General features: G+C 65.9%; 20 protein-coding genes. 7 read left to right on the forward strand and 13 right to left on the reverse strand.

Translation table 11 applies throughout. From position 1 onward, the window contains the following. Window positions 1-122 precede the first annotated feature (122 nt). Together L0966_RS12885 and L0966_RS12890 are read left to right on the forward strand one after the other, a co-directional pair. The gene (locus L0966_RS12885; protein ID WP_234052346.1) at window positions 123-2,096 is read left to right on the forward strand and encodes a protein meaA; all 1,974 of its coding nucleotides are present in this window, start codon (window positions 123-125) and stop codon (window positions 2,094-2,096) included. 244 nt (window positions 2,097-2,340) lie between these two features. Continuing rightward, complete coding sequence (locus L0966_RS12890) at window positions 2,341-3,156, forward strand: hypothetical protein (RefSeq protein WP_234052347.1); 816 nt, start codon at window positions 2,341-2,343, stop codon at window positions 3,154-3,156. 8 nt (window positions 3,157-3,164) lie between these two features. Here the strand turns inward: L0966_RS12890 and L0966_RS12895 are convergent, their stop codons facing one another. Further along, entirely contained in the window at window positions 3,165-3,626 is a 462-nt protein-coding gene (locus L0966_RS12895) for an Lrp/AsnC family transcriptional regulator (RefSeq protein ID WP_234052348.1), read from the reverse strand. 139 nt (window positions 3,627-3,765) lie between these two features. Between L0966_RS12895 and L0966_RS12900 the strand changes: the two genes are divergently transcribed. Next, complete coding sequence (locus L0966_RS12900) at window positions 3,766-5,031, forward strand: D-amino acid dehydrogenase (protein WP_234052349.1); 1,266 nt, start codon at window positions 3,766-3,768, stop codon at window positions 5,029-5,031. A gap of 93 nt (window positions 5,032-5,124) precedes the next feature. Here L0966_RS12900 and L0966_RS12905 read toward each other — a convergent pair whose 3' ends face one another. Together L0966_RS12905 and nifH are read right to left on the reverse strand one after the other, a co-directional pair. After that, window positions 5,125-5,946: a hypothetical protein gene (locus L0966_RS12905; protein ID WP_234052350.1), complete on the reverse strand. Its 822-nt coding sequence runs from the start codon at window positions 5,944-5,946 to the stop codon at window positions 5,125-5,127. Between the two features lie 198 nt (window positions 5,947-6,144). Then, on the reverse strand, window positions 6,145-7,023 hold the full coding sequence (gene nifH / locus L0966_RS12910; RefSeq protein WP_234052351.1) for a nitrogenase iron protein: 879 nt from the start codon (window positions 7,021-7,023) through the stop codon (window positions 6,145-6,147). 589 nt (window positions 7,024-7,612) lie between these two features. Here nifH and L0966_RS12915 point away from each other — a divergent pair. After that, the gene (locus tag L0966_RS12915) at window positions 7,613-8,410 is read left to right on the forward strand and encodes a TOBE domain-containing protein (protein WP_234052352.1); all 798 of its coding nucleotides are present in this window, start codon (window positions 7,613-7,615) and stop codon (window positions 8,408-8,410) included. A gap of 277 nt (window positions 8,411-8,687) precedes the next feature. Here L0966_RS12915 and L0966_RS12920 read toward each other — a convergent pair whose 3' ends face one another. Next, window positions 8,688-8,948: a hypothetical protein gene (locus L0966_RS12920; protein WP_234052353.1), complete on the reverse strand. Its 261-nt coding sequence runs from the start codon at window positions 8,946-8,948 to the stop codon at window positions 8,688-8,690. A 269-nt stretch (window positions 8,949-9,217) separates the two neighbouring features. After that, window positions 9,218-10,111, reverse strand: coding sequence for a LysR family transcriptional regulator (locus L0966_RS12925; protein ID WP_234052354.1), 894 nt, complete (start codon window positions 10,109-10,111; stop codon window positions 9,218-9,220). A 118-nt stretch (window positions 10,112-10,229) separates the two neighbouring features. Here L0966_RS12925 and L0966_RS12930 point away from each other — a divergent pair, with 118 nt between their 5' ends. Together L0966_RS12930 and L0966_RS12935 are read left to right on the forward strand one after the other, a co-directional pair. Then, window positions 10,230-10,652, forward strand: coding sequence for a cupin domain-containing protein (locus L0966_RS12930; RefSeq protein WP_234052355.1), 423 nt, complete (start codon window positions 10,230-10,232; stop codon window positions 10,650-10,652). 77 nt (window positions 10,653-10,729) lie between these two features. Next, window positions 10,730-11,782, forward strand: a complete 1,053-nt coding sequence (locus L0966_RS12935) for an NAD(P)-dependent alcohol dehydrogenase (protein ID WP_234052356.1) — start codon at window positions 10,730-10,732, stop codon at window positions 11,780-11,782. A gap of 68 nt (window positions 11,783-11,850) precedes the next feature. Here the strand turns inward: L0966_RS12935 and L0966_RS12940 are convergent, their stop codons facing one another. From L0966_RS12940 to L0966_RS12970, 7 genes are all read right to left on the reverse strand, one after another. After that, complete coding sequence (locus tag L0966_RS12940) at window positions 11,851-12,735, reverse strand: transporter (RefSeq protein WP_234052357.1); 885 nt, start codon at window positions 12,733-12,735, stop codon at window positions 11,851-11,853. Window positions 12,736-12,852: 117 nt separating this feature from the next. Continuing rightward, the gene (locus tag L0966_RS12945) at window positions 12,853-13,695 is read right to left on the reverse strand and encodes a hypothetical protein (RefSeq protein WP_234052358.1); all 843 of its coding nucleotides are present in this window, start codon (window positions 13,693-13,695) and stop codon (window positions 12,853-12,855) included. After that, complete coding sequence (locus L0966_RS12950; RefSeq protein WP_234052359.1) at window positions 13,692-15,968, reverse strand: hydantoinase B/oxoprolinase family protein; 2,277 nt, start codon at window positions 15,966-15,968, stop codon at window positions 13,692-13,694. The genes L0966_RS12945 and L0966_RS12950 overlap by 4 nt, the downstream gene beginning before the upstream one ends. Before the next feature lie 78 nt (window positions 15,969-16,046). Further along, window positions 16,047-18,203 (reverse strand): hydantoinase/oxoprolinase family protein, encoded by a 2,157-nt coding sequence (locus L0966_RS12955; RefSeq protein WP_234052360.1) that lies wholly within the window; start codon window positions 18,201-18,203, stop codon window positions 16,047-16,049. A 127-nt stretch (window positions 18,204-18,330) separates the two neighbouring features. Then, window positions 18,331-18,717: an acetone carboxylase subunit gamma gene (locus L0966_RS12960; RefSeq protein ID WP_234052361.1), complete on the reverse strand. Its 387-nt coding sequence runs from the start codon at window positions 18,715-18,717 to the stop codon at window positions 18,331-18,333. A gap of 17 nt (window positions 18,718-18,734) precedes the next feature. Beyond that, on the reverse strand, window positions 18,735-20,666 hold the full coding sequence (locus tag L0966_RS12965; protein WP_234052362.1) for a hydantoinase/oxoprolinase family protein: 1,932 nt from the start codon (window positions 20,664-20,666) through the stop codon (window positions 18,735-18,737). Between the two features lie 569 nt (window positions 20,667-21,235). Continuing rightward, a complete protein-coding gene (locus tag L0966_RS12970) occupies window positions 21,236-23,209 on the reverse strand; it encodes a sigma-54-dependent Fis family transcriptional regulator (protein WP_234052363.1) in 1,974 nt (657 codons plus the stop codon). Window positions 23,210-23,702: 493 nt separating this feature from the next. Here L0966_RS12970 and L0966_RS12975 point away from each other — a divergent pair, with 493 nt between their 5' ends. Beyond that, complete coding sequence (locus L0966_RS12975; RefSeq protein WP_234052364.1) at window positions 23,703-24,893, forward strand: GTP-binding protein; 1,191 nt, start codon at window positions 23,703-23,705, stop codon at window positions 24,891-24,893. A gap of 412 nt (window positions 24,894-25,305) precedes the next feature. Here L0966_RS12975 and L0966_RS12980 read toward each other — a convergent pair whose 3' ends face one another. Beyond that, on the reverse strand, window positions 25,306-26,484 hold the full coding sequence (locus tag L0966_RS12980) for an acetyl-CoA acetyltransferase (RefSeq protein WP_234052365.1): 1,179 nt from the start codon (window positions 26,482-26,484) through the stop codon (window positions 25,306-25,308). Between the last annotated feature and the right edge of the window lie 17 nt (window positions 26,485-26,501).

Raw genomic sequence — 26,501 nt, forward strand, 5'->3', positions numbered from 1 at the left:
GTCCATTGCCCATCAATGCATCAGGCCGGCCACTTCTGGTGGGGAAAATTTCCCGTCGACGCGCCGGTCTTCGCGACGCACAATCGTGCGAGACATCAAGAAACGAACAACGGGGATTTCGGATGGCGGACCGCGACAGGCCTTGGCTTTTCCGCACCTATGCGGGGCATTCCACGGCGTCGGAGTCGAACAAGCTCTATCGCTCGAATCTCGCCAAGGGCCAGACGGGCTTGTCCGTGGCCTTCGACCTGCCGACCCAGACCGGCTACGACAGCGACCATCCCCTCGCCCGTGGTGAAGTGGGCAAGGTGGGCGTGCCCATCTCCCATCTGGGCGACATGCGCACCCTGTTCGAGGGCATTCCGCTCGCGAACATGAACACGTCCATGACCATCAATGCCTGCGCGGCGTGGCTGCTCTCGCTCTACATCGCCACCGCTGACGAGCAGGGCGCCGACCGCACCAAGCTGCAGGGCACCACCCAGAACGACATCATCAAGGAATATCTTTCGCGCGGAACCTATGTGTTCCCGCCCGCGCCCTCCATGCGCCTGACCAAGGACACCATCATCTTCACCACCGGCAACCTGCCCAAGTGGAACCCGATGAATGTGTGCTCCTACCACCTGCAGGAAGCCGGAGCGACGCCGGTGCAGGAGCTGGCCTTCGCGCTGGCCAACGCCATCGCCATTCTCGACACGGTGAAGAAGTCCGGCGAGGCGGAAGGCCCCGTGTTTGGCGAGGTGGTGGGCCGCATCTCCTTCTTCGTGAATGCGGGCATGCGCTTCATCACCGAGATGTGCAAGATGCGCGCATTCGTCGATCTGTGGGACGAGATCTGCGTCAACCGCTACGGCATCACCGACGCCAAGCAGAAGCTGTTCCGCTATGGCGTGCAGGTGAACTCCCTGGGGCTCACCGAGCAGCAGCCGGAGAACAACGTCTACCGCATCCTCATCGAGATGCTGGCGGTGACGCTCTCCAAGAAGGCCCGCGCCCGCGCGGTGCAGCTTCCCGCCTGGAACGAGGCGCTGGGCCTGCCGCGCTCGTTCGACCAGCAGTGGTCGCTGCGCATGCAGCAGGTCGTGGCCTATGAGACCGACCTGCTCGAATATGGCGACATCTTCGACGGCTCGGTGGAGATCGCCCGCAAGGTCGAGGAGCTGAAGGAAGAGGCGCGCGCCGAGCTCGCCCGGATCGAGGCCATGGGCGGCGCCGTCGCGGCCATCGAGAATTCCTACATGAAGCAGGCTCTCGTGGAGTCCAACACCCGCCGGCTGGAGGCCATCGAGCGTGGCGACCAGGTGGTGGTGGGCGTGAACCGCTGGACCGAGAGTGAGCCCTCTCCGCTCACCACCGGCGAAGGCGCCATCCTCACCGTGCCGGAAGGCGTGGAGGCCGAGCAGGTCGCACGTCTCCAGGCCTGGCGCGAGGCCCGCGACGGCAAGGCCGTGGCGGCCGCCCTGGCGGACCTGAAGAGTGCGGCCCAGGAAGGCCGCAACATCATGGATCCCTCCATCGCCTGCGCCAAGGCCGGCGTCACCACCGGCGAGTGGGGCACCTGCCTGCGCGAGGTGTTCGGCGAATATCGCGCGCCCACGGGCGTCGGCCGCGCCGCCCGCGTGGACACCCAGGGTCTGGAGGACGTGCGCAAGGGCGTCGATGCCGTCTCCGAGAAGCTGGGCCGCCGGCTCAAGTTCCTGGTGGGCAAGCCGGGCCTCGACGGCCATTCCAATGGCGCCGAGCAGATCGCCGTGCGCGCCCGCGATTGCGGCATGGAAGTGGTCTATGAGGGCATCCGCCTGACCCCGGCCGAGATCGTGAACGCCGCTCTGGAAGAAAGCGTGCACGTGGTCGGCCTTTCCATCCTCTCCGGTTCCCACGTGCCGCTGGTGCGTGACGTGATGGAACGGATGCGGGCCGAGGGCCTTTCTGACATCCCGGTGGTGGTGGGCGGCATCATCCCGCCTGAGGATGAGGCCCAGCTCAAGAGCTTCGGGGTGGCGGCGGTCTATACGCCGAAGAACTTCGAGCTCAACCGCATCATGGCCGACATCGTCTCCATCGTGGATGGCGAGACCAAAAAGGCGGCCTGATCCGCCCTTCCCCGGACGATCCCAGCGCCCGCCCCTCCCGGCGGGCGCTTTTCTTTGTGTGCCGGCGACGCGCGACCTCCAGACACGCGACCTCCTTGGGATCGGCGCGAAAGACTACGGGTCCCGGACCTCGCTCGACGGTCCATAAAAATGTCTCGTAGCGACCGCTCGCTGACGTAAACGGATAAGCGACAAAACCTGATCGGTGCCAAGCTCCGCGAATCTTTCCTTCGCGAGAACTCACATGGGCTTCCTGATCCAATTGGCCAATGCCAGCGTGCCGGCCGTCATCCTTCTTATATTTGCTGTTCAGTTGGTCGCGCGCGAGGTGGGATTGTGGGTCGGCAACCGCCAGCACCGCCTCAATCCCGCTGAGCAGGAGACTGCCGGCGTGCTCGTCGGCAGCATGCTCGCGCTCCTGGCCTTCGTCCTGGCCCTGACATTGTCCTTCGCCAATGGCCGGTTCCAGGAGCGCCGCGAACACATCGGGCGCGAAGCCAACGCCATCGGCTCATCCTGGACGGCAGCGCAGGCCATCGGCTCCCCTCAGAGCCTTGAGATTGCGCGCCTGCTGGTTGACTATGGCGAGCAGCGCAAGAACTATGTGGAAGCTCCCCCGAACGCCACCGTGCTGGACGCGATCACCCGCCGCAGCGATGCGATCCAGGCCCGGATCATGGACCAGCTCTCCCTCATGGTGCGCGAGCGGCCCGATGCGATCAGCGCCTCCATGATGAACAGCCTGAACGACACCTTCAGCGCCTCCACCGGGACGCGCTTCGCCTTCAGCTCCCATATGCCGGAGGAACTGTTCTGGCTGCTGATCGGCATGTCGGTGGTAAGCATGGCGGCGCTGGGCTACCAGATCGGCATCCGTGGCCAGAAGGCACGCGCCCTCTCTCTGCTTCTGACGGCCATGTGGACCATGGTCATCGTGGACATTCTCGATCTCAGCTCGGCGCGCGTGGGCAACGTGCACAACGATACCAGCGTGTTCAACTGGACGCTGGATTCACTCCGGCCCGAGGCGCCCAGCCCCCCGCAGCCGCCCGCCCACTGAGCGGCAAGCTACACGCCTGCCGGGCGTCCGCTCACCACCGTGCGGATGGCGAAAGACGACTGGATGCGCGCCACCCCCGGCAGGCGTGAGAGCACTTCCTTGTGCAGGCGCTCATAATCGGCGGCGTTCTTCACCTCGATTTTCACGATGTAGTCGGCAAGGCCGGTCATCAGATAGCAGTCGGTCACTTCCGGGCAACGCCGCACCGCCGCCTCGAACCGGTTCAGGAACTCTTCGGTCTGCCGGTCGAGGGTGATCTGGGTGATGACCACCAGCTTGTCGTCGGCACCATTGGTATTCAGCAGCGCCGTATAGCCCCGAATGACGCCCGTGCGCTCCAGATGGCGCATGCGGCGCAGGCAGGCGGAGGGCGAAAGGCCGACCTCCGCCGCGAGATCCGCATTGGAGATGCGTCCATCGCGCCGCAAGACCCGGATAATGCGCTCGTCCACGTCGTCGAGGGTCGGCATGAGCAGGATCTTTCGCAGTCCGGCAGAAAATTGCAACCACCCCGCCGGCCGGTTCAGCTTGTGTCGTCGAATCGTCTGAAATGCCGCAGGCCCCGGCGTAAACTTTTACCAGATCAGCAATTTGCACCGGTGGGCCATTATGCGGATTCTCATTCTCGGCAGCGGTGTGGTGGGTGTCACATCCGCTTACTATCTCGCCCGCAAGGGCCACGAGGTGACGGTGCTCGACCGCCAGCCGGCGGCCGGCATGGAAACCTCCTTCGCCAATGCCGGCCAAGTCTCGCCCGGCTACTCGGCCCCCTGGGCCGGACCCGGCATTCCCATCAAGGCCATGAAGTGGCTGATGATGCACCACCGGCCTTTGGTGGTTTGGCCGAGCCTCGACACCAAGCTCTATTTCTGGCTGGCGAAGATGCTCGCCAACTGCACGGAAGATGCCTACCGGCGCAACAAGGCGCGCATGGTGCGCCTCGCCGAGTTCAGCCGCGACGCCCTGAAAGAGCTGCGCGCCGAAACCGGCATCACCTATGACGATCGCGCCAAGGGCACGCTCCAGCTGTTCCGCACCCAGAAGCAGCTCCACCATGTGGGCGACGACACTGTGGTGCTGGACGCCCACAACGTGCCCTATGAGGTGCTGGACGTGGCCGGCTGCGTGGCCGTGGAGCCGGCGCTGGCGCGCGTGCGCGAGAAGTTCGTGGGCGGGCTGCGCCTGCCCGGCGACGAAACCGGCGACGCCCATCTGTTCACCCAGCGTCTGGCCACCATCGCCGAAAAGCGCGGCGTGGCATTCCGCTATGACAGCTCCGTCGAGCGCCTCGAAACTGATGGCAGGCGCGTGACCGCCGTGGCCCTGAAGGGCGGGGAGAGGCTGACCGCCGACCTCTACGTGGTGGCCATGGGCAGCTACAGCCCGGCTTTGCTGCGGCCGCTGGGCATCGACCTGCCCATCTATCCGGTGAAGGGCTACTCGCTCACTTTGCCCATCACCAACCCCGATGCCGCGCCCGAATCCACAGTGATGGACGAAACCTACAAGATTGCCATCACCCGCCTGGGCGACCGCATCCGCGTGGGCGGCACGGCGGAATTGGCGGGCTTCAACCTGGACCTGCGTGAGCCGCGCCGGGCCACACTAGCCTTCTCCGTCGGCGATCTCTTCCCCGATGGCGGCGATATCTCGAAGGCCACCTTCTGGACGGGCCTGCGCCCCATGACGCCGGATGGCACACCTATTGTCGGCGCAACGGCTTACGGCAATCTCTACACTAATACCGGGCATGGCACCTTGGGCTGGACCATGGCCTGCGGTTCCGGCCGGGTGTTGGCGGACCTCATCGGCGGGCAGGAGCCGGATATTGCGTCCGACGACTTCGCCATCTCCCGCTACGCGGTGGCGGCCTGAGGCCATCCCGCATCGCCCCGGCCGTTCCTCGCCCGCGTGTAAGCGACGAAGGCGACCGCCGGGGCAATCACCAGATGACCGCCCCCACAGGCGTCAGCGAACTTCAAGCCCGCCGGAACCCGGGCCCAGGCCCCAGTCTGGCGCCGAGGCCCCCGATTGTTCCAGCTCTATGGCGAAATCCACGGCGCGGGCGATGATCTGGTCGACCCGGTCGACACCGCTCACCTGAATAGCGACATTGGGCACCACCTCCGCCAGGAGCGCGCCGGCCAGCATCTCGCGCGGCGGCCGCACGAGACCCCTCAGGCGTCCATCGCAGGGCGCCACCACCAAAGCAGTTCCCACAAGGCCGATCATCTCGCCCGCGCGCACCACCTCCCCGATCACCTTTTCACTGCGAAAGACACCTGATGCCGGCGCCCGCACCGCGGTGTCGAAGCGCGAAAAAGCGCGGGTGCCGCCCTTTGCGCAGCCCGCCCGCAGCACGGCGCCGGGGTCCGGGCCGCCCACCTCGATGACAAGGTCGCAATCCTCGCCCGCGCTGGCGCCAGGGCCCAGGACGATCGTCAATTCCGTATCGCAGCGCTCGCCCCCGCCCTCGCGGGCGTCCACCACCACATCCCAAGGCCAGCGGGCAACCGCCGCAAGGTCCGCCTGGCACAATACGGGCACGAACATGCCGCTGGTGAGCCCGGAAAGGAGCTCCGCATCACGACCAACCCGCCGCGCTTCCACGCCGCCGAGGGTCGCCACACCATCCCACCAGGCATCGGCAAACGACATCTTTCGCCGCAGCACCGCTTCCGGCGCGCTTTGATGAAGAGCTACGGCGTGACCGGACAGGAGAAGAGTGCGGGCCACGGCGGAGGCCAGCTCGTTCACGCCCAGAACCAGGACACTGCTTTTGTCTGGCATCGCCCTCCCCTTCCCGCGCCCGGCCGCAGTGAACATGTCCGTCCTTCGCGCCAACGGCGTCAACCGCGATCTCCGCAACGGGCAATGAAGCCGGCGCTTGCGCAGCACACTGCACGCACGCGCCCACAGCCCCGCAAACGGAAACGGCCGGCCGCTGCGACCCGGCCGACCGTCCCGCCAAGGCAAGGCGTTTTCAGATCAGGCGGTGAGTTCGGACGCCGTCTTGCCAACCTGCGTTTCGTCGACGGCCTTCATGATGCCGTGCTCCATGAGCAGGTCTTCGAGCTCGTCCATGGTGATCGGGGTCGGGATGATGCCATTGCCGACATTCGCATGGACCTTGGAAGCCAGGTTGCGATAGTGCTGGGCCTGCCCGCTTTCGGGGGCATATTCCACCACGGTCATGCGGCGCAGTTCTGCGTGCTGCACGATGTTGTCGCGCGGTACGAAGTAGATGAGCTGGGTGCCGAGGCGCTTGGCCAGGGATTCCGCCAGCTCATATTCCTTGTCGGTCTGGCGCTCATTGCACACCAGGCCGCCCAGGCGCACGCCGCCGGAGTTCGCATACTTCAGAATGCCCTTGGAAATATTGTTGGCCGCATACATGGCCATCATCTCACCGGACATGACGATGTAGATTTCCTGGGCCTTGTTCTCGCGGATGGGCATGGCGAAGCCGCCGCACACCACGTCGCCGAGCACGTCATAGGACACGTAGTCGATGTCCTCATACGCGCCGTTCTCTTCCAGGAAGTTGATGGAGGTGATCACGCCGCGGCCGGCGCAGCCCACGCCCGGCTCCGGGCCGCCGGACTCCACGCAGCGGATGTCCATGAAGCCAACCTTCATCACGTCCTCGAGCTCGAGGTCTTCCACCGAGCCAGCGTTCGCGGCCAGCGACAGGATGGTGTCCTGGGCCTTGGCGTGCAGGATGAGGCGGGTGGAATCGGCCTTGGGGTCGCAGCCGACGATGAGGATCTTGTGCCCCATCTGCGCCAGAGCGGCCAGCGTGTTCTGGGAGGTCGTGGACTTACCGATGCCGCCCTTCCCATAGAAAGCGATCTGCCTCAGGCCCATGTTCATCTCCTGATCAAGAGCATCCGCCGCTGCCGGCCAGGCTGGCCAGAACAAGGGCATGACACGACGAAATGCTGGAACTACTCCCAGCAAAAGCAATGCCAATTCATTGCGCCAGGCATCGAACACGCCCATTTGGGAAATGGAGCGCGATATTTATCATTTTCCTACAGCCTGTTACGCCTCACCTCTCGCCAACCGCGCTCGCTATGATGTGCGATTATATGACGTTGGCGACACAAGGGTGCAGGAGCGACTGAGCAGCTGCATCACATTCAATTGAAATATCGCCTTCTTTTTTACTCCACACGTCCGCGCGCGGCCACTCAAGCGGGCGCCGCGCCAGAGGGGAAACCTGGAATGTGACGATGGAACAGCGGGACTGTCCGAAAGCTCACATCGCTGTCACAAAGCACACAGCGCACGAATACGTCAGATTTCGACACTCACCAGAGTCTTCATGCGTCATATGTAATCTCATTATATCGCGCCGGTGGTGGCGCTGCCGCGCGACGAGCGATGCCCCCAGCGCGCGGAATATGATAGCTTTCGCAAAGGCTGCCGGAACGGATGGGACTGGGGACAGGGGATGGGTTCTGCCACCAAGATCGATGCCATGCTTGCGCTGCGCTCCGAAGGGCGCTTCCTTGTAGGGCGCGACCGCATCGCCATTCTGGAGGCCGTCGCGCAGCACGGCAGCATCACCGAGGCGGCCAAAGCCCTCGGCTTCAGCTACAAGACCGCCTGGGACGCGGTGGCGGCCATCAATAACCTGATGCCGCGCCCCGTGCTCATCACCAAGGCCGGCGGCAAGCGTGGCGGCGGCGCCACGCTGACCGAGGAGGGGCACCGCCTCATCACCGCTTTCCGCCGCCTGGAAGACAAGCTGGCGCGCATCTCCACCCTGATCGCGGAAGAAGGGCTGGACGGGCCCACCGATTTGTTGTTTTGGAGCGTGGCCATGAAAACCAGCGCCCGAAACGTCTTCCACTGCATCGTCACCGACGTGCGCCGCGCGCCGGTGAATGTCGAGGTCGTCCTGAAGGTCTCGGAAGCGCACTCCATCGTGGCCGTCATCACCAATGAAAGCGCCGATGACCTCGGCCTCACGGTGGGGCGGGAGGTGATGGCCCTGGTGAAGGCCTCCTTCGTCATGCTGGCCCGGCCGGAGCCCCAGTTGCGCCTTTCCACCACCAACCTCATCTGCGGCAAGGTGCTGGAGCGCATCGACGGCGGCGTGAACAGCGAGATCGTCGTCGACCTGGGAGACGGCAAGACGCTGACATCCATCATCACAAAGTCTGGCGCCGACGAGCTGGAGCTGCATCTGGGCGCGGAGGTCTGCGCTTTCTTCAATACGTCTCAAGTCATTCTGGCGGTGGACTGAGCTTTACCGCATCCACACCACGCCGAAACGCATGTACGACGGACGACGCTGCCGCCGCCCGCCGCACATCCGAGGCCAGAACCCAGCTGAGCCGCACTCCACCTGCCACAACCACCAAGACCCGAGCTGGAGAGCAAGGATCGCCCGGACCTCCGGCAGATGCGACGGCGTTGAAGTAAAGCCCGGCCTGCTCCAGCCCGGTTTCCGCCGCCCCGCTCTCAAGCCAATGCAAGCCCCGACCGCGGCGGATCGTCGAAGCTTTCCGGCGCCGCGGAGGTCAGGCCGCGACGCTGGTCATCAGCTCATCGAACACAGGGCGAGGGATGCGGAAGAAGCCCCGGCCATTGGCGCGGGTCTCATAGTATTGGGTGTAGCCCATATAGAGCTTATTATACCATTCGCGCGGAGAGAGACTCTCGGGCTTGGCATCGATCGTGAAGATTTCGGCACTGGGCCAGAAGCGCACATGAATCATCACCTCTTCGGACGGATTACCGAGGGCGACGGTAGGCTCAACAATCTGCGCAAGGACGGTCATCGCACTACTCCGGAAGGCTTATCATTATATGAGTACGCTATGAATTTCGTTATATAATTTTTTTAAATAACGAGTCAAGCGACGAATTCATGCGCGTTCAAAATTCATCTACCGACTGCGGGAATGAAGACGCCGCGGCGACCACGACAGTGGAGCACTGTGAGACCTTCGATTCCGGCATTCATTGAACGAGATCAATTTTCGGCAACTTTGGTCGTCGACCGCCCGTCATTGCGGCCAGCGGCGGCAGGCGCGACGACCCGCGCGCCTCAGCCGCGATACCGAAGCGCCTCCACCAGCAGGGCGAATGCTGCGGAAGGCTGATGCCGGCTCGGATAATAAAGATAGTAGCCCGGAAAGCGCGGGCACCAGTCCTCCAGCACCCGGATGAGGCGCCCGTCCGCCAGGTGATCCTGCACCTGGTCTTCGATGGCAAGGCCAATGCCGAACCCCGCAATGGCCGCCTGCACAGTCAGCTGCACCGTGTCGAAGATGAGTTGGCCCTCCACGCGCACGCGCACTTCCCGCCCCTCTTTCTCCAGCTCCCAGGCATAAAGGCCGCCGGAGGTAAGCTGCCGCAGGTTGATGCAGCGGTGCTCCGCAAGGTCCTGGGGCGTACGCGGAATGGGATGGTTGGCGAAATATGCGGGGGAGCCCACCAGAGCCATGCGCAGATCCGGGCCGATCCGCACCGCGACCATGTCCTTCGCCAGCGCCTCCCCCAGCCGCACGCCGGCATCGAACCGCTCCGCCACGATGTCGGTGAAGCGCGCGTCGATCCGCAGCTCCACGTGAATGTCCGGATAGTCCGGCAGCAGTTTTTGCAGCGCCGGCCACAGGATGGTGTGGGTGGCGTGGTCCGATGCGGTAATGCGGATGTTCCCGGCCGGCCTGTCCCGCAGGGCACTTAGTGAATCGAGCTGCGCGCCAATGCTCTCCAACGCCGGCCGCAGGGTACGCAGCAGCTGCTCCCCCGCCTCGGTGGAGGCGACGCTGCGGGTGGTGCGCGTCAGAAGGCGCACGCCGAGCTGCGCTTCCAGGCGGCGAATGGTGTGGCTCAAGGCGGATTGCGACGTGCCCAGCTTCGCCGCCGCGCGGGTGAAGCTGCGCTCTTCCGCCACCACGAGAAAGGCGTTGAGGTCCACCAGATCCTGGCGCCGCACTTATGAACTCCAGATATGACTGCATGCCATTTATATCGGCTAATCAGCCAAATGCCCAACCTTTAGGGTTCCGGCGGCTGGGGATCGGCATGATCCCACGGTCGTTGGAGGTGTGAGAATGGAGATCAGACGCCCCGGCACGCAGCCCTCTGTGCGGGGGCCGGATGCGTATTTCACCGGCAGCGTGCGCATCGACGCGCCGTTCGCCGGCAGCGGCGCCCTGAGCGCCGCCACCGTGACCTTCGAGCCCGGCGCCCGCACCGCCTGGCACACCCATCCACTGGGCCAGACGCTGCTGGTGATTGCCGGGCTCGGCCGCGTGCAGAAAGCGGGTGGGCCGGTGGAGGAGATCCGCCCCGGTGACATCGTCTGGATCGAAAGCGGCGAGAAGCATTGGCACGGCGCGGCACCGGACTGCGCGATGACCCACATCGCCATCGCCGAGATGAAGGACGGCTCCGCCGTGACCTGGATGGAAAAGGTTGCGGATGGGGACTATCTGCAAGTGCCCGATAGCCCGAAAATCACCATCGCGCCCTGAGACCCTCGCCGGTTCGCGCGAGCATCCCTGCTGAAAGGCCCCGCCTTCCAGCCTCATCACAGCAGAGACGGATGAACATGAAGACAGTTGGATTTGCCTGCACCGCGGTGAACGAGCCCCTGGCGCGCTTCACCTTCGACCGCCGCGCGCCGCGCCCCAACGACGTGGTGATGGAGATCCTCTATTGCGGCGTCTGCCACTCGGACCTGCATTGGTCGCGCAATGATTGGGGCTGGACCGTGTTTCCCGCCATTCCCGGCCACGAGATCGTCGGCCGCGTCGTGGATGTGGGCGCGGACGTGACACGCCACAAGGTGGGCGACCACGTGGCCGTGGGCTGCATGGTCGACAGCTGCCAGGAGTGCGACCAGTGCCGAAAGGGTGAAGAACAGCTCTGCCGCAAGGGCAATTCGGGTACCTATGGCGGCTTCGACCCGGTGACCAAGGAGCACAATCTCGGCGGCTACTCCAAGCACATCGTGGTGCGTGAGGAGTTCGTGCTGCGGGTGCCCTCCTCGTTGGATCTCGCCAAGGCTGCGCCGCTGCTGTGCGCCGGAATCACCACCTATTCGCCGCTGCGCACCTGGAATGTGGGCCCTGGCAGCCGGGTGGGCGTGATCGGCCTGGGTGGCCTTGGCCACATGGCGGTGAAGCTCGCGGCCGGCATGGGCGCGGACGTGACGGTGATGAGCCGGACCAGCGACAAGGAGGCGGATGCGCTCGCCCTCGGCGCCGATCGCCTGCTCGTGTCCTCCGACCCCGAAGCCATGGCGAACGCCGCCAGCAGCTTCGACCTCATCATCGACACCGTGCCGGTGAAGCACGATCTCAACCCCTATGTGCCGCTGCTGGATGTGGATGGCACGCTTGTCATCGTCGGCCAGATCGGCCCGGTGGTCGAGCCGTCGACGGTGCCGATGGTTCTGGGCCGCCGGCGCATCGCGGGCTCGCCCATCGGCGGCATCCGCGAGACCCAGGAGATGCTCGACTTCTGCGCCAAGAAGAACATCCTGCCCGAGGTGGAGATGATCCGCATGGACGAGATCAATGCCGCCTTCGAACGCATGGAAAAGGCCGACGTGCGCTACCGCTTCGTGATCGACATGGCGACGCTGCCGGCGGTCGCCTGACCAGCACCATCCCGTGGACTTCCCGGCTCACGCCGGGGAGTCCACGGGACCTTCACTCGGTGAAACGCCTAGAACACCTGCAGCAGCCGCACGGTGCCCCGGAAGGCTTCCGGGAAGCCGCCCGAGGTGGACACGTCCCGCTGCACGAGGCCGAGCACCTGGAACGTGGGCGTGATGAACTTGGACAGCTCCAGGCGAACCTGCGAGCGCTCGGTCTCATTGTCCGTCGGCACCCCGGCGAGATATTCGGTGCCGCCCCAGAACTGGGAATAGCCCACCGCCGCCGACCATGTGGGCGCAAAGGCGTAGGACAGCCACGCCTGGAACTGATAGGTGGGGTCCTGGCTCAGGGTCTGGTTACCATTACCCGCCTTCGTGTTGTCGCCATACCAGGTCACGTCGCCGGTGAGCTGCAGGGCGAGCCCGTTCGTGAGGCCCTGGTACCAACCCGCCTGCAGGTCCAGCTTCCAGCGGTTCTCGCCAAGGTTCAGCGCCTCACCCGCGCTGTATTGGCCAAGGGGCAGGAACAGATAGGGCATGATGCCCACATAGGTCTGCGTGGCCTTATTGTTAACCACCCACACTGTGGCCGCGAGGATCGGGTCTCCGACGCCCGCAGCCGAATCCAGCCCGGCGCCGGCGACGCGCCCGTTATAGAGGGTGCCGGCAGGGATGAGCACCTGCGGCGCCACAGTGAAGCCCGCAACGTCGAAGTAATGCACGTAACGCAGAATATCGACATAGGAATCAAGGCCGGTGTCATTGGAGAATGTCTTCCCCGACGCCGTCGTATATTCGTTGCGGGTGGCATACTGGCTGTAGAACACCAAGAGATTGGTACCCGCGGGCGCGGGAAGATAATCGCTGGAATTGACGTCGGCGGCATCGGCGGCGCCTGCCGCCAGGCACGCGCAGACGGCCCCGAGGATGCTCCCCCTGAGCAAGGGTTTCATGTTTCCTCCCGGATTTTCTTGATTTCGCCGGCGGCCTTGGCGGACCGTTCCGGCCATCGGAGCGCGGGCGCCGGCGCCGCCTGGGTGGAAAGCCAGGGACGGCGCCGGCGGCGTTGGTCAGGCCCTCAGCCGCGAGAGCTGCTGGAGCACGGATTCCGGCTCCGCCCCTTCGGGGATCTCAGCGAAGTAGAATTGCCCCGCTCCCAGCTCCGCGACCGGCGCGCCGCTCCACAGCTCCTGGCTCACGTCCAGGCCCTGGGCGAGGTCGCCGCCCGCGACCGGCGCGGCACCGATGAGGCTATCCAGCTCGTCGCTGCCGGCCGCCGCCTGCCCGCGCAGCGCGAGGCCCCAGCGATAATGACGGGCCACGTTCACCAGCGGCCGGGTGGCTTCCAGGTCACCATCGCTGGCGGCCTCGTCCTCCTCCAACAACAGCCCGCCGATGGGCAGCGCGCCGACCACGCGCACGAAGTCCGCCATGTACATGGCCGCGCTTTCCACCGCGTCCGTATCGACCGTCACGGCAGTCCGCCCCGCGAAGCCAGCGGTCTCGGTCAGCCAGCGCCGGGGCGCGGGCAGCGCGAGCACCAGCGGCGTCTGGCCACGAAGGCTTGCCGCCACCGCTTCCACCACCTCGGTCAGCAGCTTGCGCGGCCCCTCCTCCTCAAGCATGCGCTTGAGCGGGAAGGCGACGCGGGATTTCGCCGCCATCTCGGCCTTCAAGGCGGGATGGCGCGCGACCCAGGAGCGATAGAGGTCGCCCACGTCCACCACCGCCACGTCCGGCCGCAGCAGGCCGTGGGCCTGGGTGAAGAAGGAGAGAAAGCGCGGGGCGCTTTCCCAGGGGTCGCCCGCCTCGCCCAGAAGAAGGCGCCGGGCATAGCCCGACGACTTCAACCAAACGCGCAGGCCCGGCACGCCCGAGGGGCGCGGCAGGTCGTCCACAAGGCGCGCGCTCATTGCTTCTCGCCCCCCATGGCGCCGAGAGCCGCCAGGCGCGCTTCCAGCTCAGCAATGCGCACGTCCTTGGGGTGGGTCATGTAATTGGGGCGCGGGGTCGCCGCCTCGCGGGTCTTCTGGGGCGAGCCCATGTACAGCACCGAGACGTCGTCGCCCCACGCGCCGAAATAGGGCAGATGGGCCGGCGGAGTAGGCTTGCTCCACGCCTTCACGAACTCGGAATAGGGCTTGGAGCGGGCGATGCGCGCCTTGCGCTCGGCGGCGCGGGCGGCCTCGGTCGCGGCTTCGTCGATGGCGAGGGTTTCCGGATCGAACACAACCTTATAAAGGCGCGCCGCCACCGCCGGAGACATGAGCCCTTCCTCAATGTCCTTGATGACGCCCTTGGGATCGCGCTCCAACAGGTCACCATAGCCTGCGCCGGCGCCCTGGGAGATCATGAAGAGCTCGCCGCGCTTGGAGATCTCGAAGCCCATGCCCATGTGATGGGTGGTGTAGCTCGCCCCCTCGAACGGCTGCTCGTTCATGATCTCCTCGATGGAGTGCTTGAACTTCTCCGGCGTGTTCATGAGCACGTCGTAGACATCCACGCCCTGGACCTTGGAGAGCGGATAGGTGCCGCAGGCATAGCCGCCGAACAGGCCCTGGAGCGGTGGGATCTTGGCGCCCTGGGCAGTGGTCATGAAGCCCCACTGCTCACTATCCTTGGTGGCCACCATCATGGTGTAGCCCTGGCCGCCGCGATACTTACCGGGGGCAACGGCATCACGCGTCATCTTCTTGGACACGAGCTGGAGGAAGGGCACTTCCTCTTCGTTCAGCTCCTGCTCGCCGATATCCGCCATGGTGGCGAAGATGGGGGCAAGGGCGTGCTCGCCGTCGCGGTCCACGGTGGCGCCGGCGCCCATGCCGTTGAGGTCGGCGCACAGGTTGCCCAGGGTCTCGCCATGCTGCGACACGCCGCCCCAGATGAAGGTGTTGATCATGTTGAAGGTCGGGGCGTGGACCTTGGTGAACTTCTCCGGGCAGGAATAGAGGAACTTCGCCACCGCGTGCTGGCCCGCCGTGAAGCCGGTGAAGATGGACATCAGGCTCTGCGAATTCGGCGCGTCATAGGAGCAGTTGACGATGGAATGGGGGTCGGTGATCACCTCGATGGGGGCGAAGGCCGCCTGGCCGCGCGGCAGGTCCGGCCACACGTAACACAGGAACACCTGCGCCAGCATGCCCTTGAGGCCGGCGACAATGGTATTGGTGGCACGATTGGTGAATTCCGGCGCCGAGCCACGGAAATCGAAGATCAGCCGATCACCGGTCTTGGTGAGCTTGCAGTTGATCTTGACGACACAGTTTTCGCGCAGGGTCGAGTCCTGGATGATGTAGGTGCGCACCGTCATGTCCGGCCATTCGGAAATGCGGCGCTTCACCTCCGCGCGCACGTTCTCCATGGTCAGGCGCAGGGTGGAAACCAGCGCATCCGGCCCATCGGTGTTCAGCGTCTCCTCGATGCGCTGCTTGATGCGCAGGCAAGCGAACAGCTTCACCTTCATGTCTTCATACTGAAGCTTCGGCTCGCGCACCGAATTCTGCAGGAAGGTGAGGATGTCGCGCTTGATCTGGTAGTTTTCGACCACCTTGAACGGCGACATCTTCAGCCCCTCGTCGGAAGGGCTCTCCGCCATGGAGGGCATGCCGCCGGGCTCAATGGCGCCGTTCTCGCCCTCGTGCACGGTGGAGGCCACCCAGCACACCAGCCGCCCCTTGTGAAAGATGGGCAGGATCATCGACTGGTCGGTGTTGTGCACGTTGCCGTAGCGCGAGTCGTTGTGGATGAAGCCGTCGCCTTCGCGCACGCCCACGGTGGGGTCATTCATCCAGTTCTTGATGATGAACTTGATGGGGTGGTGCACCAGGGCCGAGAAGATCAGCACGCCACCGGCGGAGGCGATGGCAAGATCACCCGAAGCTGAATACACGCCGGTGATGACATCGCCCCACTTGGCGCCGGGCGCCGCCCCCATCTGCTCCACCATCTCATAGCCTTCGTCGCAACCGGACTGGATGCGATCGCGGATCTTGGCGATGGTGTGGGCGTCGGAGGCGTTGGCGATGGCGGCTTCCTCATCCGCGCTGCGCGGCATGAGGTCGTGGTTCTGCATGATCTCGGGGTCGGGGCCGAGGAACAGGGTGGTGTCGTTCAGGAACTTCTTGATAAGGGCCATGTCCTCGGCGCTGGGCAGCTTGCCGCGACCGCTATTGCTCATATCGTTCATGGGGTTTCCTCCCGGAATATCTTGATGGCTTTTCGCGCCAGGGCGCGTGTCCCCCCGCCGAGGCGGGGGGAAGAGGCGTCAGTGGGTGATTTCCGGCGTCTTGGCGCGCAGGAACCAGGAGGCGCCCTGCTTGGCGGCGACGAAGGTCCAGCCCGGATTGACCAGGAAGGTCGTCACCTCGGAAGCGACGATGGCCGGCCCCTCGATGGCGACGCCCGGCGCGATGGCGGCGCGACTCCACACCGGCGTTTCCACCGGCCCGTCCTGGCCCACGAAGTGGCACACGCGGACGGAAGCGGGCGGCGGCGGCGCCTTGCGCTGATCCTCCGGCACCGGCTTGATGTCCTCGAACTGCACCGTCTCGTGGTGCACATAGGCAGCCACGCGGATGGTGTTGATGCGGATGCCCGCCTCCGGCGCCTGCGAGCCCTCGCCGAAGCGCTTGCCGTAATCCGCCGAGAACTGGGAGATGATGGAGAGCACGTCCGCCGGCCCCTGCACATCATGCTTGTCGATCACCGCCGTGGTCTGCACCAGCTGGTTGCCGTAGCGCATGTCCAACTCGAGGTTGTGGCGGATGTCGGCCAGCGGCACGCCCTGGCGCAGCAGGTCCTGGGTGCCGCGCTCCTTCAGGTCGGCGACGATGGCGTTGAAGCGGTCATAGTCGTCGAACAGAGCGCGGGTGTTGGAGTCGTACAGCACCATGTAGAGCGACTGCTCATGGATATGGAGCTGGTGCATGTTGCCGGCGCCCACCGCCGAGAAGACGGAGGAGAGCGGCGGGGCCAGGATGCGGTCGATATTGAGGTTCTGGGCGATGCCGCAGCAGTGCAGCGGGCCGTTGCCGCCATAGGCGAGCATGGTGAAGTCCTTGGGGTCGTAGCCCCGGGCGCGCAGCTCGGTGAAGAGCCCGTTGGCCATGTTGTCGTCCACCTTCTCGCGGATCAGCAGCGCGGCCTCGATCACCGAGCAGTCGAGCTCGTCGCACAGCGTGTCCTCAATGGCCGCCTTGGCCCGGCGCGGATTGAGCGGAATGGATCCGCCCGCGTAATTCTCCGCGTCGAGATAGCCGAGCAGCAAGTCAGCATCGGTCACGGTGGGGCGCATGCCGCCGCGGTCGTAGCAAGCCGGGCCGGGATCGGAGCCGGCGCTTTCGGGGCCGCACTTCACGGTCTTGTACATACGGTCATAGGAGGCGATGGAGCCGCCGCCAGCACCCAGCGTCACCAGATGCACCATGGGCACCGAGACCAGCCAGCGGTCGATGACCGGGTTGAAGTCGTAATGCTTCACCCCGCCATCCACCACGATGCCGATGTCGTAGCTGGTGCCGCCCATGTCGGTGGCCACCACATTGCCGAGGCCCGTGAGCATGGCCAGATGCTCGGACGCGCCGATGCCGGAGACGGGGCCGGAATGGATGGTCTGCAGTGCATCGGTGGAATTGAGCTGCGCCATGCCGCCGGAATTGTGGATCACCAGCATGGGCTTCTCATAGCGATGGGCCCGCAGGTTCTGCTCCAGCGCCGAAAGCGCGTGATACATGGTGGAATGCAGGTAGCCGTCCACGATGGCCGAGGTCGCCCGCACATACTCGCCTTTGCGCCCCGCCACCTGGTGGGACAGGATGACCGGAATGGCGCCGAGCAGGTGGGAGGGATATTCCTCCAGCAGGATCTCCTCGATGCGCTGCTCGTGAGCGGGGTTCACCACCGCGTTCACCAGCGCCACCACGATGATCTGCGCGCCGCGATTGACCAGCTCGCGGATCTGGGCGCGCACGTCCTCTTCGTCCAGCGGCATGACGAGCTTGCCCTGGAAGTCCACGCGCTCGCGGATGCCGCGGATCATGTGGGCTTCCACCAGCGGGTCCGGCCGCTGAGCATTGGGCATGTCCTGCTGGCCGAGATTGTCCAGCCCCTCGCCGTAGCCGCGGGCGCGGCTGAGCGGCACGGTGGCCTCATAGCCGGCGGTCACCAGCATGCCGATCTTGGGGCCCTTGTGCTCGATGAGCGCGTTGGTGCCCAGCGTGGTGGCGTAGCGCACGCTGTCCACCGCGCCGAGGATCTCTTCCAGCTGCAGGCCCAGCACGTTGCAGGCCTTGCCCAGGGCCTCGTTGAAGCCCATGGCCAGGTTGTGGTGGGTGGTGAGCGCCTTGGCCTCGATATACTGCTTGTCCCACACCACGAAGCAGTCGGTGAAGGTGCCACCGATGTCGACGGAAACGCGTTTCATGGATCCTCCCTGAGGAATGATGGGCGCCGGGCGCTGCTGTCTCGGTCGCCATTGTTCTGGTGCGTGCCGCGCGGCGCAGGCCCCTGCCCCCGCGGGGGGAGCGGGCCGGGTGGCCGCGCGGACGGGCTCAGTGGCCGTGGCCGTCCTCGCGAACCACGGCGGGGCCTGCATAGGGAATGGCGGCTTCGCCACGGGCGGCCCACTGGGCCTTCAGCGCGTCGAGATCCACTTCCATGTCGTAGAGCGGGGGATGGCCGGGAACGGCGTATTCCGTCTCCACCTGGGTGCCGCAATGGGGGCAGCAGAATTCCAGGATGCGCACCCACTCCGGATCCGGGCTGAAAGTGAAGCGGTACTTCTCGGGGTCGATGATGGGCGGATGAATTTCGGTGGGGTCGCGGTCGTAGACCAGCAGCCCTTCCTTGTAGTTTCCGCGCGCGGATGCGATCTCATGATCACACACCCGGCACTCCCACTTCTCGTTCTCCGTATTGATGCGGAGATATTCGGTCATGGCGATTTTCATTTTCCTCAATCCTCCCGGCTCAGCAGGATGTCGCCTGCGTCGCTGATGACGAACTGCCAGCCCTCGGGGACGCGGCAGGTGAAATAGTCCTCCTCCAGAATGGCGGGGCCGGCGGCGAAATCGCCGGCTGCAAGATCGGCGAGGCGATAGACCGGCACGTCGATGCGCCCACGCTCGCGCACCAGCACGTTGCGCTTGCCGTGGGAGGGCGCCGGCGCCTTGGGGGCGAAGCTGGCCGCCTTTTCAGTGGCCGACCGCAGGCCCCGGACCGCCTTGAGCTCCAGTTCGAGGGACTGCGCCGAAGCGAAGGCGGCCGGCACCACCGGCTGCTCGCCCAGCGCGAAGGTCTCGATGCGGCCATCCCCGAAATCGGCCACGAGCCGGGCCTCGATGTCGTAGCTGCCCGCGGCGCAGCCTTCCGCGAACATGTCGCGGGCGGCCTTCACCTTCAGCGTCGCGAGGGTCTCTTCGAGCGCGGACGGGCTGGGAAGGGTCACCGCATAGCGCTGCGAGATATCGCAGGAGCCGATGCCGTAGGCGGAGAATACCGCCGCCATCTGCGGGATCGCCACCCGGCGGATGCCCGCTTTGTCCGCAACGCCGCAGGCATTGAGCGGACCGGCGCCGCCAAAGGCCAGCATCACCGTGTCTTCGGAAATCCGGGTGAAGCGGTGGAGCTCCGCCGCAATCTTCTCCTCATACGCGAACTCCATGCGCAGCAGCGCATCATCCAGGCTGAGGCCCAGGGGACCAGCCACATTCGTCGTCACTGCCGCCGCCGCGCGATCGAGGTCGAGCCCCATGCCACCGCCGAAATAGGAGGTGGGGTCGAACAGGCCGATAAGCAGGCTCGCATCCGTGATGGTGGCCTCGCGCCCACCGCGCCCGAACGACGCTGGCCCCGGCACCGCCCCAACGCTGTCCGGCCCGATGACGATGCGCCCGTCGACCACCTTGAACACCGAGGAACCGCCGGCCCCAGCGCTGAGGATCTCGCAGAGCGGGAACGAAACGGAGATGCCCTCCACATGCCCGCGGCGCACCTCGGCCACCGTGCCGTCGCTGTACTGGCCGATGTCGGTGGTGGTGCCACCCACGTCGATGGAGACGGAATCGGTGAAGCCGTAGCGCCGCGAGAAGGCCTTCACCCCCTCCATGCCGCCGCGCGGACCCGAGGAATAGGTCTTGATGGCAATGGTCTTGGCCACGCGCGAGGCATCGCCGTCATTGCGGAAGATCAGCAGCGGATTCTTCGTGCGGTAGGCGCGAAGACGGTTTTCCGCGTTGAAGAGAAACGCCTCCATGGAGGGATGGAGGAAGGAATTGATGATGGCGGTCCAGGTGCGCCGCTCCCCGTCCGCGTCGCTGGTGAGGTCGGAGCCATAGAGGATCGGAACGGCACCCAGCAGATGGCGCGGATACTTGCGCAGGGCGACGAGGCGGAAGCGGTTTTCCAGGGCTTCGAAATCCGCCCCGCTGAAGCTCACCACAAGGCGGTTGGCGCCGGCGGCGGTGAGCTTGTTGATGGCCTTCACCACCTCCACGTCCGCATCCTCGCCGCGCACCGTGGCGGCGTCGAGGAAGGCGATGCGATCCCCCACCAGGGCTTCGAACACATCCTGGTCGTGCGCCGCCAGGCGGCTCGGCAGATCGTGGGCTGCCGCATCCAGGATCAGGCCCAGGCGCGGCCCCTTGCGCTCGCAGATGGCGTTGGTGCCCTGGGTGGTGGAGTAGCGGATAAGATCCACCTCCTCCAGCAGCCGCTTCACATCCGGCTCGCCATAAAGAACGCCCGAGGCCTTCGTCAGTCCCTCGAAGAAACACTTGCTGAGATCATAGGGCGTGGTGAGGACCTTGGTCTTCTTCACCTGATCGCCGGACAGAATACAGATGTCCGTCAGCGTGCCGCCATTGTCGATGTTGATCTGAAGGGACATTCCCTCACTCTCCTCCCATTTTCCGGCTGGCGCCGGATGCGCCCATTGCTTGGAAGACCACGCGGCCGCTCCCGCCCTGCTGGCGAGACGCTCTCGGCGAGGCTCGCGACCCTGATCGCAAGGGCCATGCCAAAAGAGAGAGAGAAGAGGAAAATCGATCTTCCCCTTTATTTGCGTCGACTCCGGGCATGAAGATCTATTGCGGGACGCAGGCCACCGACTTCTTCGCGAATACCCGCCCGAAAATCGAACTCTATTGTGCGACGCGATGAGGAGAGAGGGTGCAACGCAGCATCCGCGCACAGGCAAAAAAACACCGCCGATCAGGACCGGCGGTGCGCAGGAGGCTTTCGGGAGGACGGCGAAAGCTGCTTCACTCAGGCAATCAGCGTGCCGAACCAGAGGACCGATCGGCCGATATCGGCAACGCAGAGACGCCGCCGTTTTCAGGAGAGCGGAAAATCCGGGGCACGAGACCCGGAAATGGCTGCGTTTCAAGCCGGCGCGGCGCGGCGAAGGGGCCTCGGGTTTGGAACCCGGCTGCGGTCCGCGCCCCTCCCGGAGGGGCGTCAGACCTGGAACCGGCGCGCCTCACCCACCGCGTCTTCAAGGCCGAAGCGGCGCAGCTTGGCGTACACGGTGCTTTTGGCGATGCCCAGCTCGCGCGCCACCGCCGTGACATTGCCTTTATGGGTCTGCATGGCCTGCAGCAGGGCGAGCCGCTCGGCATTCTCCATGCCGGTCAGCCCCCGCGGCGGCTCAGGCGGCGCGGTCCCGGCGGCCGCTGACACGTCGACGACGTGGCCGGGCGTTCGAATCTCGTCCGGAATGTCGCGCTCGGCCAGCTCGTCGCCCTCAGCGGTGAGCAGCATGCCTTCGATGACGTTGCGCAGCTCGCGCACATTGCCCGGCCAGGCATAGGCCTGGAGCACCTCGATCGCCCGCGGCGAAAGGGGCCGGGGCACAAGCCCGCCCCGCGCCGCGAGTTCGCGGATCAGATGGGATGCCAGCAGCGGAATATCCGAAGGGCGCTCGCGCAGCGCGGGAATGGCGATGCTGGTCACCGCCACCCGATAGAACAGGTCCATGCGGAAGCGCCCGGCCTCCACCTCGCCGCGCAAATCGCGATTGGTGGCGGCGACGAGCCGGAAATTCACCTTGCGCGGGCGCGTTTCACCGATGCGATACACCTCGCCGGATTCCAAAACGCGCAGGAAATGCGGCTGCAGATCCTTCGGCATCTCGCCGATCTCGTCGAGGAACAGCGTGCCGCCATCGGCCGCCTCGATCTTGCCCACCATGCCGCCACGCCGGGCCCCCGTGAAGGCGCCCTCCACATAGCCGAACAGCTCGCTGGTCAACAGCTCGCGCGAGAAGCCGCCGCAATTGAGCGCGACGAAGGCGCCCTCGCGCCCGCCGCTGGCCCCGTGGAGAGATTGCGCGAACACGTCCTTGCCCACGCCGGTCTCGCCCAGCAGCAGGACCGGCACGCGACTGCGGGCCAATTGGCGCGCACGGCCGATCGCCTGCAGCAGCGCCGGCGCTTCGCCCACAATGGTGGAAAAGGCGCCGGTGCCCGCGCTGCGGTCTGCCGCCCCTTCGGCGACGGCAGTGCGCGGGGCCGCGCTGCGACGCGCCGGCAGCCGCAGCACGATGCCCAGGCGTTCCCCATCGCTCACCACGGGCTCAAGCCATTCCCGCCGCATCCAGGCCGGCAGCTGCTCCGGCAGGTCGGCACTCTTGCGCCAGTCGAGACGCAGGCGCGACAGGTCGGAACCGGGCGCGTCGCCGCGCTGGGGCTGAAGATCGGCCAGAGCGGCGGTGGCCGCGCCATTGGCCTTCACGGCACGCCCACGGCGATCGAACACGATCACCCCCTCGCTGCCGGAGCCGGAAAAGCGCTCCATGCAATGGTCGAGCAGGCGCAGGCGAAAATCCATTTCCTGCTGCGCCAGGCGGTTCTCGATCCGTCCCGCCGTCGCCACCACCAGCGCCAGGCTGTGGCGGTTGAAGGTGTCCGACAGGCCGGAAACATCCACCACGCCGACCACATTGCCGTCATAGGGATCGCGAATGACGTTGGCGGAGCACGACCAGCGCTTGATGCCGGAGCAATAATGCTCGGCCGAGTGGATCTGCACCGGTTGGCCGATCTCGATGGCGGTGCCGATGGCATTGGTGCCGCAGGCCTGCTCGCTCCAGCTCGCCCCCGACAGAAGGTGAATATTGGCCGCCGCGTCGCGCAGACGCGAGTCGCCCTCGAGGTTCAGGATGATGCCGGCGCCGTCCGTGAGCACCATCACCGTTCCGGTTTCGGCCAGAAGCTCGCGGGCGGAGGCCATCACCGGCTGGCTCGCCTCCAGCAGCTCGCTGCAGTCGTCGCGCAGGGAGTGCAGCGAATCCTCGCGCATGGGCGGTGGCGCCTGCACGCGCTGCGGATCCACGCTGTTGCTCAGGCAACGGCGCCAGGAATCATCCACCAGCCGACGCAGCGCATCCGAGCCAAATTGATCGCCGCCGAGGAACTTCTCCCACGACGTCATAACTTTATCGTCGTTCTCGGGCACCGAGAACTTCTGTCGGGACCATCCCAAAGGCATTTCGCGTCCTCCCCCCGGCGGCCTGAAGGGCCAACCGGTGCGCCGCCCCGGGGCAAATCTATTGTCTGCGTCCTCTTGGGCGGACTTGTCGTTCATCATCCTCAGGCAGCGCGGCATGCGCCCGCTCCGGTCTCCTCTGCAGGAAGCAAATGGCCTTTGCCCTGGAAACCAGGGCCGCCGCGCCTGTGGGGTGTCACACTAGCATCCTTCATGCCAGCCCGCACTTCCCCCACGCCAGTGCCGCGCCGGTATCCAGCCCCCGCAACGACCTTAGGGAAAGCATCGGCCGGCGTTTGATTTTGATCCATCCGACCGTCTGAAAATCGAACGCTCGGCCGTTGCGCCCGCCAGAGGGAGGCGGTTTGCCGCCACTGGCACAACCATTGCTGCGGGCCCACACCCGCTGAACCATCGGCGCAACCCTCCCGAGACAGCCATGGCCGAACGTGACACCGCCGATCCGCGCATCCCTGTGAGCGTCCTCACCGGCTTTCTCGGCGCGGGCAAGACCACCTTGCTGAACCATCTGGTGACCCATCCGGACATGGCCGGCACCGCCCTGCTCATCAACGAGTTCGGCGCGGTGGGCATCGACCACCATCTGGTGGAGCGCATTGGCGAGACCATGGTGCTGCTCGAATCCGGATGCGTGTGCTGCACCGTGCGCGGCGACCTGGTGGCGGCGCTGGAGCAGCTCCACGACAAGCTGTCCCGCCGGCAGATTCCGCAGGTGAACCGCGTGGTGATCGAGACCACGGGCCTTGCCGATCCCGTGCCCGTGGTCTGGACCTTGATGGAGCACCGCTTTGTCGCCACGCGTTTTCGTTGCGACGGGGTCATCACCCTGGTGGATGCCCGGCTCGGAGCCGGCCAGTTGGAGCGGCATGAGGAGGCCCGGCGCCAGGTGGCGATGGCGGACCGCATTCTGCTCACCAAAGCGGATCTTGCCGACCGCACGGCCCGCGAACAGCTGGAGGCACGGCTTCAGGCCCTCAACCCCGCCGCCCCCCGCCTCACCGTGACCCACGGTGCGATCGAGCCCCGGCGCATTCTCGATGCCGGGCTTTATGCACCCGGCAGCCGCCCGGCGGAGATCGAGCGGTGGATGGCGGAAGCGGCCGCGCCCGACAGTGCGGCGCCCTCCGCCGCCCATGCCGGCGGCCCCCCGGTCACAACTTTCACCTGCTTCTTCAACCGTCAGGTCCCCTGGCGCGGGTTCGCTGTCACCATGGGGCAGATCCTCGCCGAATACGGACCTCGCCTGATGCGGGTGAAGGGGTTGATGAACGTCGCGGGCCTCACCGCGCCGGTAGTGGTGCAGTGCGTGGAGGGCGTCGCCTATCCCCCTGTGCGCCTGCCGCGTTGGCCGAGCGACGGAAAGCGCTTCGACATGCGCGGACGGCTCGTCTTCATCGCCCGCGACCTGCCGCAGGCGGCCATGGACGACATTCGCCAGCGGCTGGAGGAGCTGCCCGCCGACGGGCCAGCCCTGAAGGCCGCCGCCACCACGCCGCTTCTGCCCACGCGCTGCTGGCTGAGCGCGCGCATGCCGATGCAGGGCACAAGCCGGCTCGAAACCGGGGGCTGGCATGTGAGCTCCCTGCGCCTGGGTGCCGGCTCACGCTGAACCGGACCCCAGGGCCCAGGCCCACGCTGGGGGCCCGGACTCCGCCGCCGGGATTGCACTTCAAGATGTCGGCGCAAAACGGACGGTGCCGAACCTGCGCCCGAAGGAGAGCCCGAGGTTCCGCGCGGCCGCAAGCCCGTCCGGACAAGCCGTGCGCGGCCACGTCTCGCCCGGGGAACAACCTCCCATAGGGACAACCAGCCCGGCTGCCTCCGCGTGTCGCGGAAACAGTGAATCATCCTCTTACTTTGTTTCGAAACACATTTCTCGCGCGGACCGAGACCCGCTTCGCATGAAGGTGCTCCGCCGGCGCCGCCACTTCGGGGCGCACCGTGAGGTGCCGCCGAAGCGAGTGCGCGCGGGCCGCGCGAGCTTGACCGAAGGCCCAGGGGCCAAGCTCGCGCTCCCGGCGTCACTTCACCGGTTCGAGCACGCTCACATAGTTCGCCACTGCCGATCCGCCCATGTTGAACACGGCGCCCAGGCTGGCTCCGGGCAACTGCATGTCGCCCGCTGCACCGGTGAGCTGCATAGCCGACAGGGCGTGCATGGACACTCCGGTGGCGCCGATGGGATGCCCCTTCGCCTTGAGGCCGCCCGAAACATTGACGGGCAGACGGCCCCCGCGTGCCACGGTTCCGTCCTCCAGCACGCGCGCGCCCTGCCCCTCCGGCGCCAGCCCCATGGCCTCATAGGCCAGCAGCTCAGCGATGGTGAAGCAGTCGTGCACCTCCGCGAAAGACAGGTCATCGACGCCGATGCCCGCTTCCGCGAACGCAGTGGCGAAGGCCCGGCGCGGTCCTTCGAACCGCACCGGATCACGCCGCGACATGGGCAGCAGGTCATTCACCTGGGCGCGGGCGCGAATGCGCACCGCCCGCCGCGCGTCCGCGAGCAGCTCGTCCGAGGCGAGCACCAGGGCGGCCGCCCCATCGGAAACCAGCGAGCAATCCGTCTTGCGCAGGGGGCCGGCGATGATCGGGTTCTTCTCGGAGACGGTGCCGCAGAACTCCAGATCCAGCGCCTTGCGCATCTGCGCGAAGGGGTTGGAAACACCATTGGCGTGGTTCTTCACCGCGATCCGCGCCAGCGTCTGCGAATGGTCGCCATAGCGCTCGAAATAGGTGCTGGCGATCTCCCCGAAGATGGAGGGGAAGGTTTTGCCGCAGCTCGCCTCCTCCTTCACGTAGGAGGCAGACCCCAGGATGCGGGTGACCTCCTCACCGCTCACCGCCGTCATCTTCTCGGCACCGACCACCAGCGCCAGCCGCGCGCGGCCGGACTGGATGGCGTCGCAGGCGGCGAAGATGGCGCCGGCCCCGGAGGCACAGGCGTTCTCAACCCGGGTCGCCGGCTTCCAGCGCAGCCCCGGCTCGCCATTCATGGGCAGCGAGGAACAGAAGATCTCCGGCACGAAGCCGCCATTGAGGTTGCCCAGCCACACGCCGTCCATGCTTTCCGCAGGAAAACCGGAATGCGCCAGCGCCTCGTGGCAGACGCTGGCGATGAGCGCTTCAAGATCCATGTGCGCGAGGCGACCGAAGGGCGAATGGGCCCAGCCGACGATGGACACTCCGTTGTTGCGTTCCATGATGCTCCCTACCGACA

The sequence above is a fragment of the Xanthobacter sp. NM-59 genome, assembly GCF_021401125.1.
Lineage (GTDB): Bacteria > Pseudomonadota > Alphaproteobacteria > Rhizobiales > Xanthobacteraceae > Xanthobacter.

Bases quoted from the DNA above. Each gene is read 5' to 3' on its own strand.
- L0966_RS12965 (WP_234052362.1), bottom strand. From the start codon at position 20,666: ATGTCCCTTCAGATCAACATCGACAATGGCGGCACGCTGACGGACATC.
- L0966_RS12970 (WP_234052363.1), bottom strand. From the start codon at position 23,209: ATGACGTCGTGGGAGAAGTTCCTCGGCGGCGATCAATTTGGCTCGGAT.
- nifH (WP_234052351.1), bottom strand. From the start codon at position 7,023: ATGGGCCTGAGGCAGATCGCTTTCTATGGGAAGGGCGGCATCGGTAAG.
- L0966_RS12890 (WP_234052347.1), top strand. From the start codon at position 2,341: ATGGGCTTCCTGATCCAATTGGCCAATGCCAGCGTGCCGGCCGTCATC.
- L0966_RS12960 (WP_234052361.1), bottom strand. From the start codon at position 18,717: ATGACCGAATATCTCCGCATCAATACGGAGAACGAGAAGTGGGAGTGC.
- L0966_RS12885 (WP_234052346.1), top strand. From the start codon at position 123: ATGGCGGACCGCGACAGGCCTTGGCTTTTCCGCACCTATGCGGGGCAT.
- L0966_RS12940 (WP_234052357.1), bottom strand. From the start codon at position 12,735: ATGAAACCCTTGCTCAGGGGGAGCATCCTCGGGGCCGTCTGCGCGTGC.
- L0966_RS12920 (WP_234052353.1), bottom strand. From the start codon at position 8,948: ATGACCGTCCTTGCGCAGATTGTTGAGCCTACCGTCGCCCTCGGTAAT.
- L0966_RS12980 (WP_234052365.1), bottom strand. From the start codon at position 26,484: ATGGAACGCAACAACGGAGTGTCCATCGTCGGCTGGGCCCATTCGCCC.
- L0966_RS12895 (WP_234052348.1), bottom strand. From the start codon at position 3,626: ATGCCGACCCTCGACGACGTGGACGAGCGCATTATCCGGGTCTTGCGG.
- L0966_RS12955 (WP_234052360.1), bottom strand. From the start codon at position 18,203: ATGAAACGCGTTTCCGTCGACATCGGTGGCACCTTCACCGACTGCTTC.
- L0966_RS12935 (WP_234052356.1), top strand. From the start codon at position 10,730: ATGAAGACAGTTGGATTTGCCTGCACCGCGGTGAACGAGCCCCTGGCG.
- L0966_RS12950 (WP_234052359.1), bottom strand. From the start codon at position 15,968: ATGAACGATATGAGCAATAGCGGTCGCGGCAAGCTGCCCAGCGCCGAG.
- L0966_RS12905 (WP_234052350.1), bottom strand. From the start codon at position 5,946: ATGCCAGACAAAAGCAGTGTCCTGGTTCTGGGCGTGAACGAGCTGGCC.
- L0966_RS12930 (WP_234052355.1), top strand. From the start codon at position 10,230: ATGGAGATCAGACGCCCCGGCACGCAGCCCTCTGTGCGGGGGCCGGAT.
- L0966_RS12900 (WP_234052349.1), top strand. From the start codon at position 3,766: ATGCGGATTCTCATTCTCGGCAGCGGTGTGGTGGGTGTCACATCCGCT.
- L0966_RS12975 (WP_234052364.1), top strand. From the start codon at position 23,703: ATGGCCGAACGTGACACCGCCGATCCGCGCATCCCTGTGAGCGTCCTC.
- L0966_RS12945 (WP_234052358.1), bottom strand. From the start codon at position 13,695: ATGAGCGCGCGCCTTGTGGACGACCTGCCGCGCCCCTCGGGCGTGCCG.
- L0966_RS12915 (WP_234052352.1), top strand. From the start codon at position 7,613: ATGGGTTCTGCCACCAAGATCGATGCCATGCTTGCGCTGCGCTCCGAA.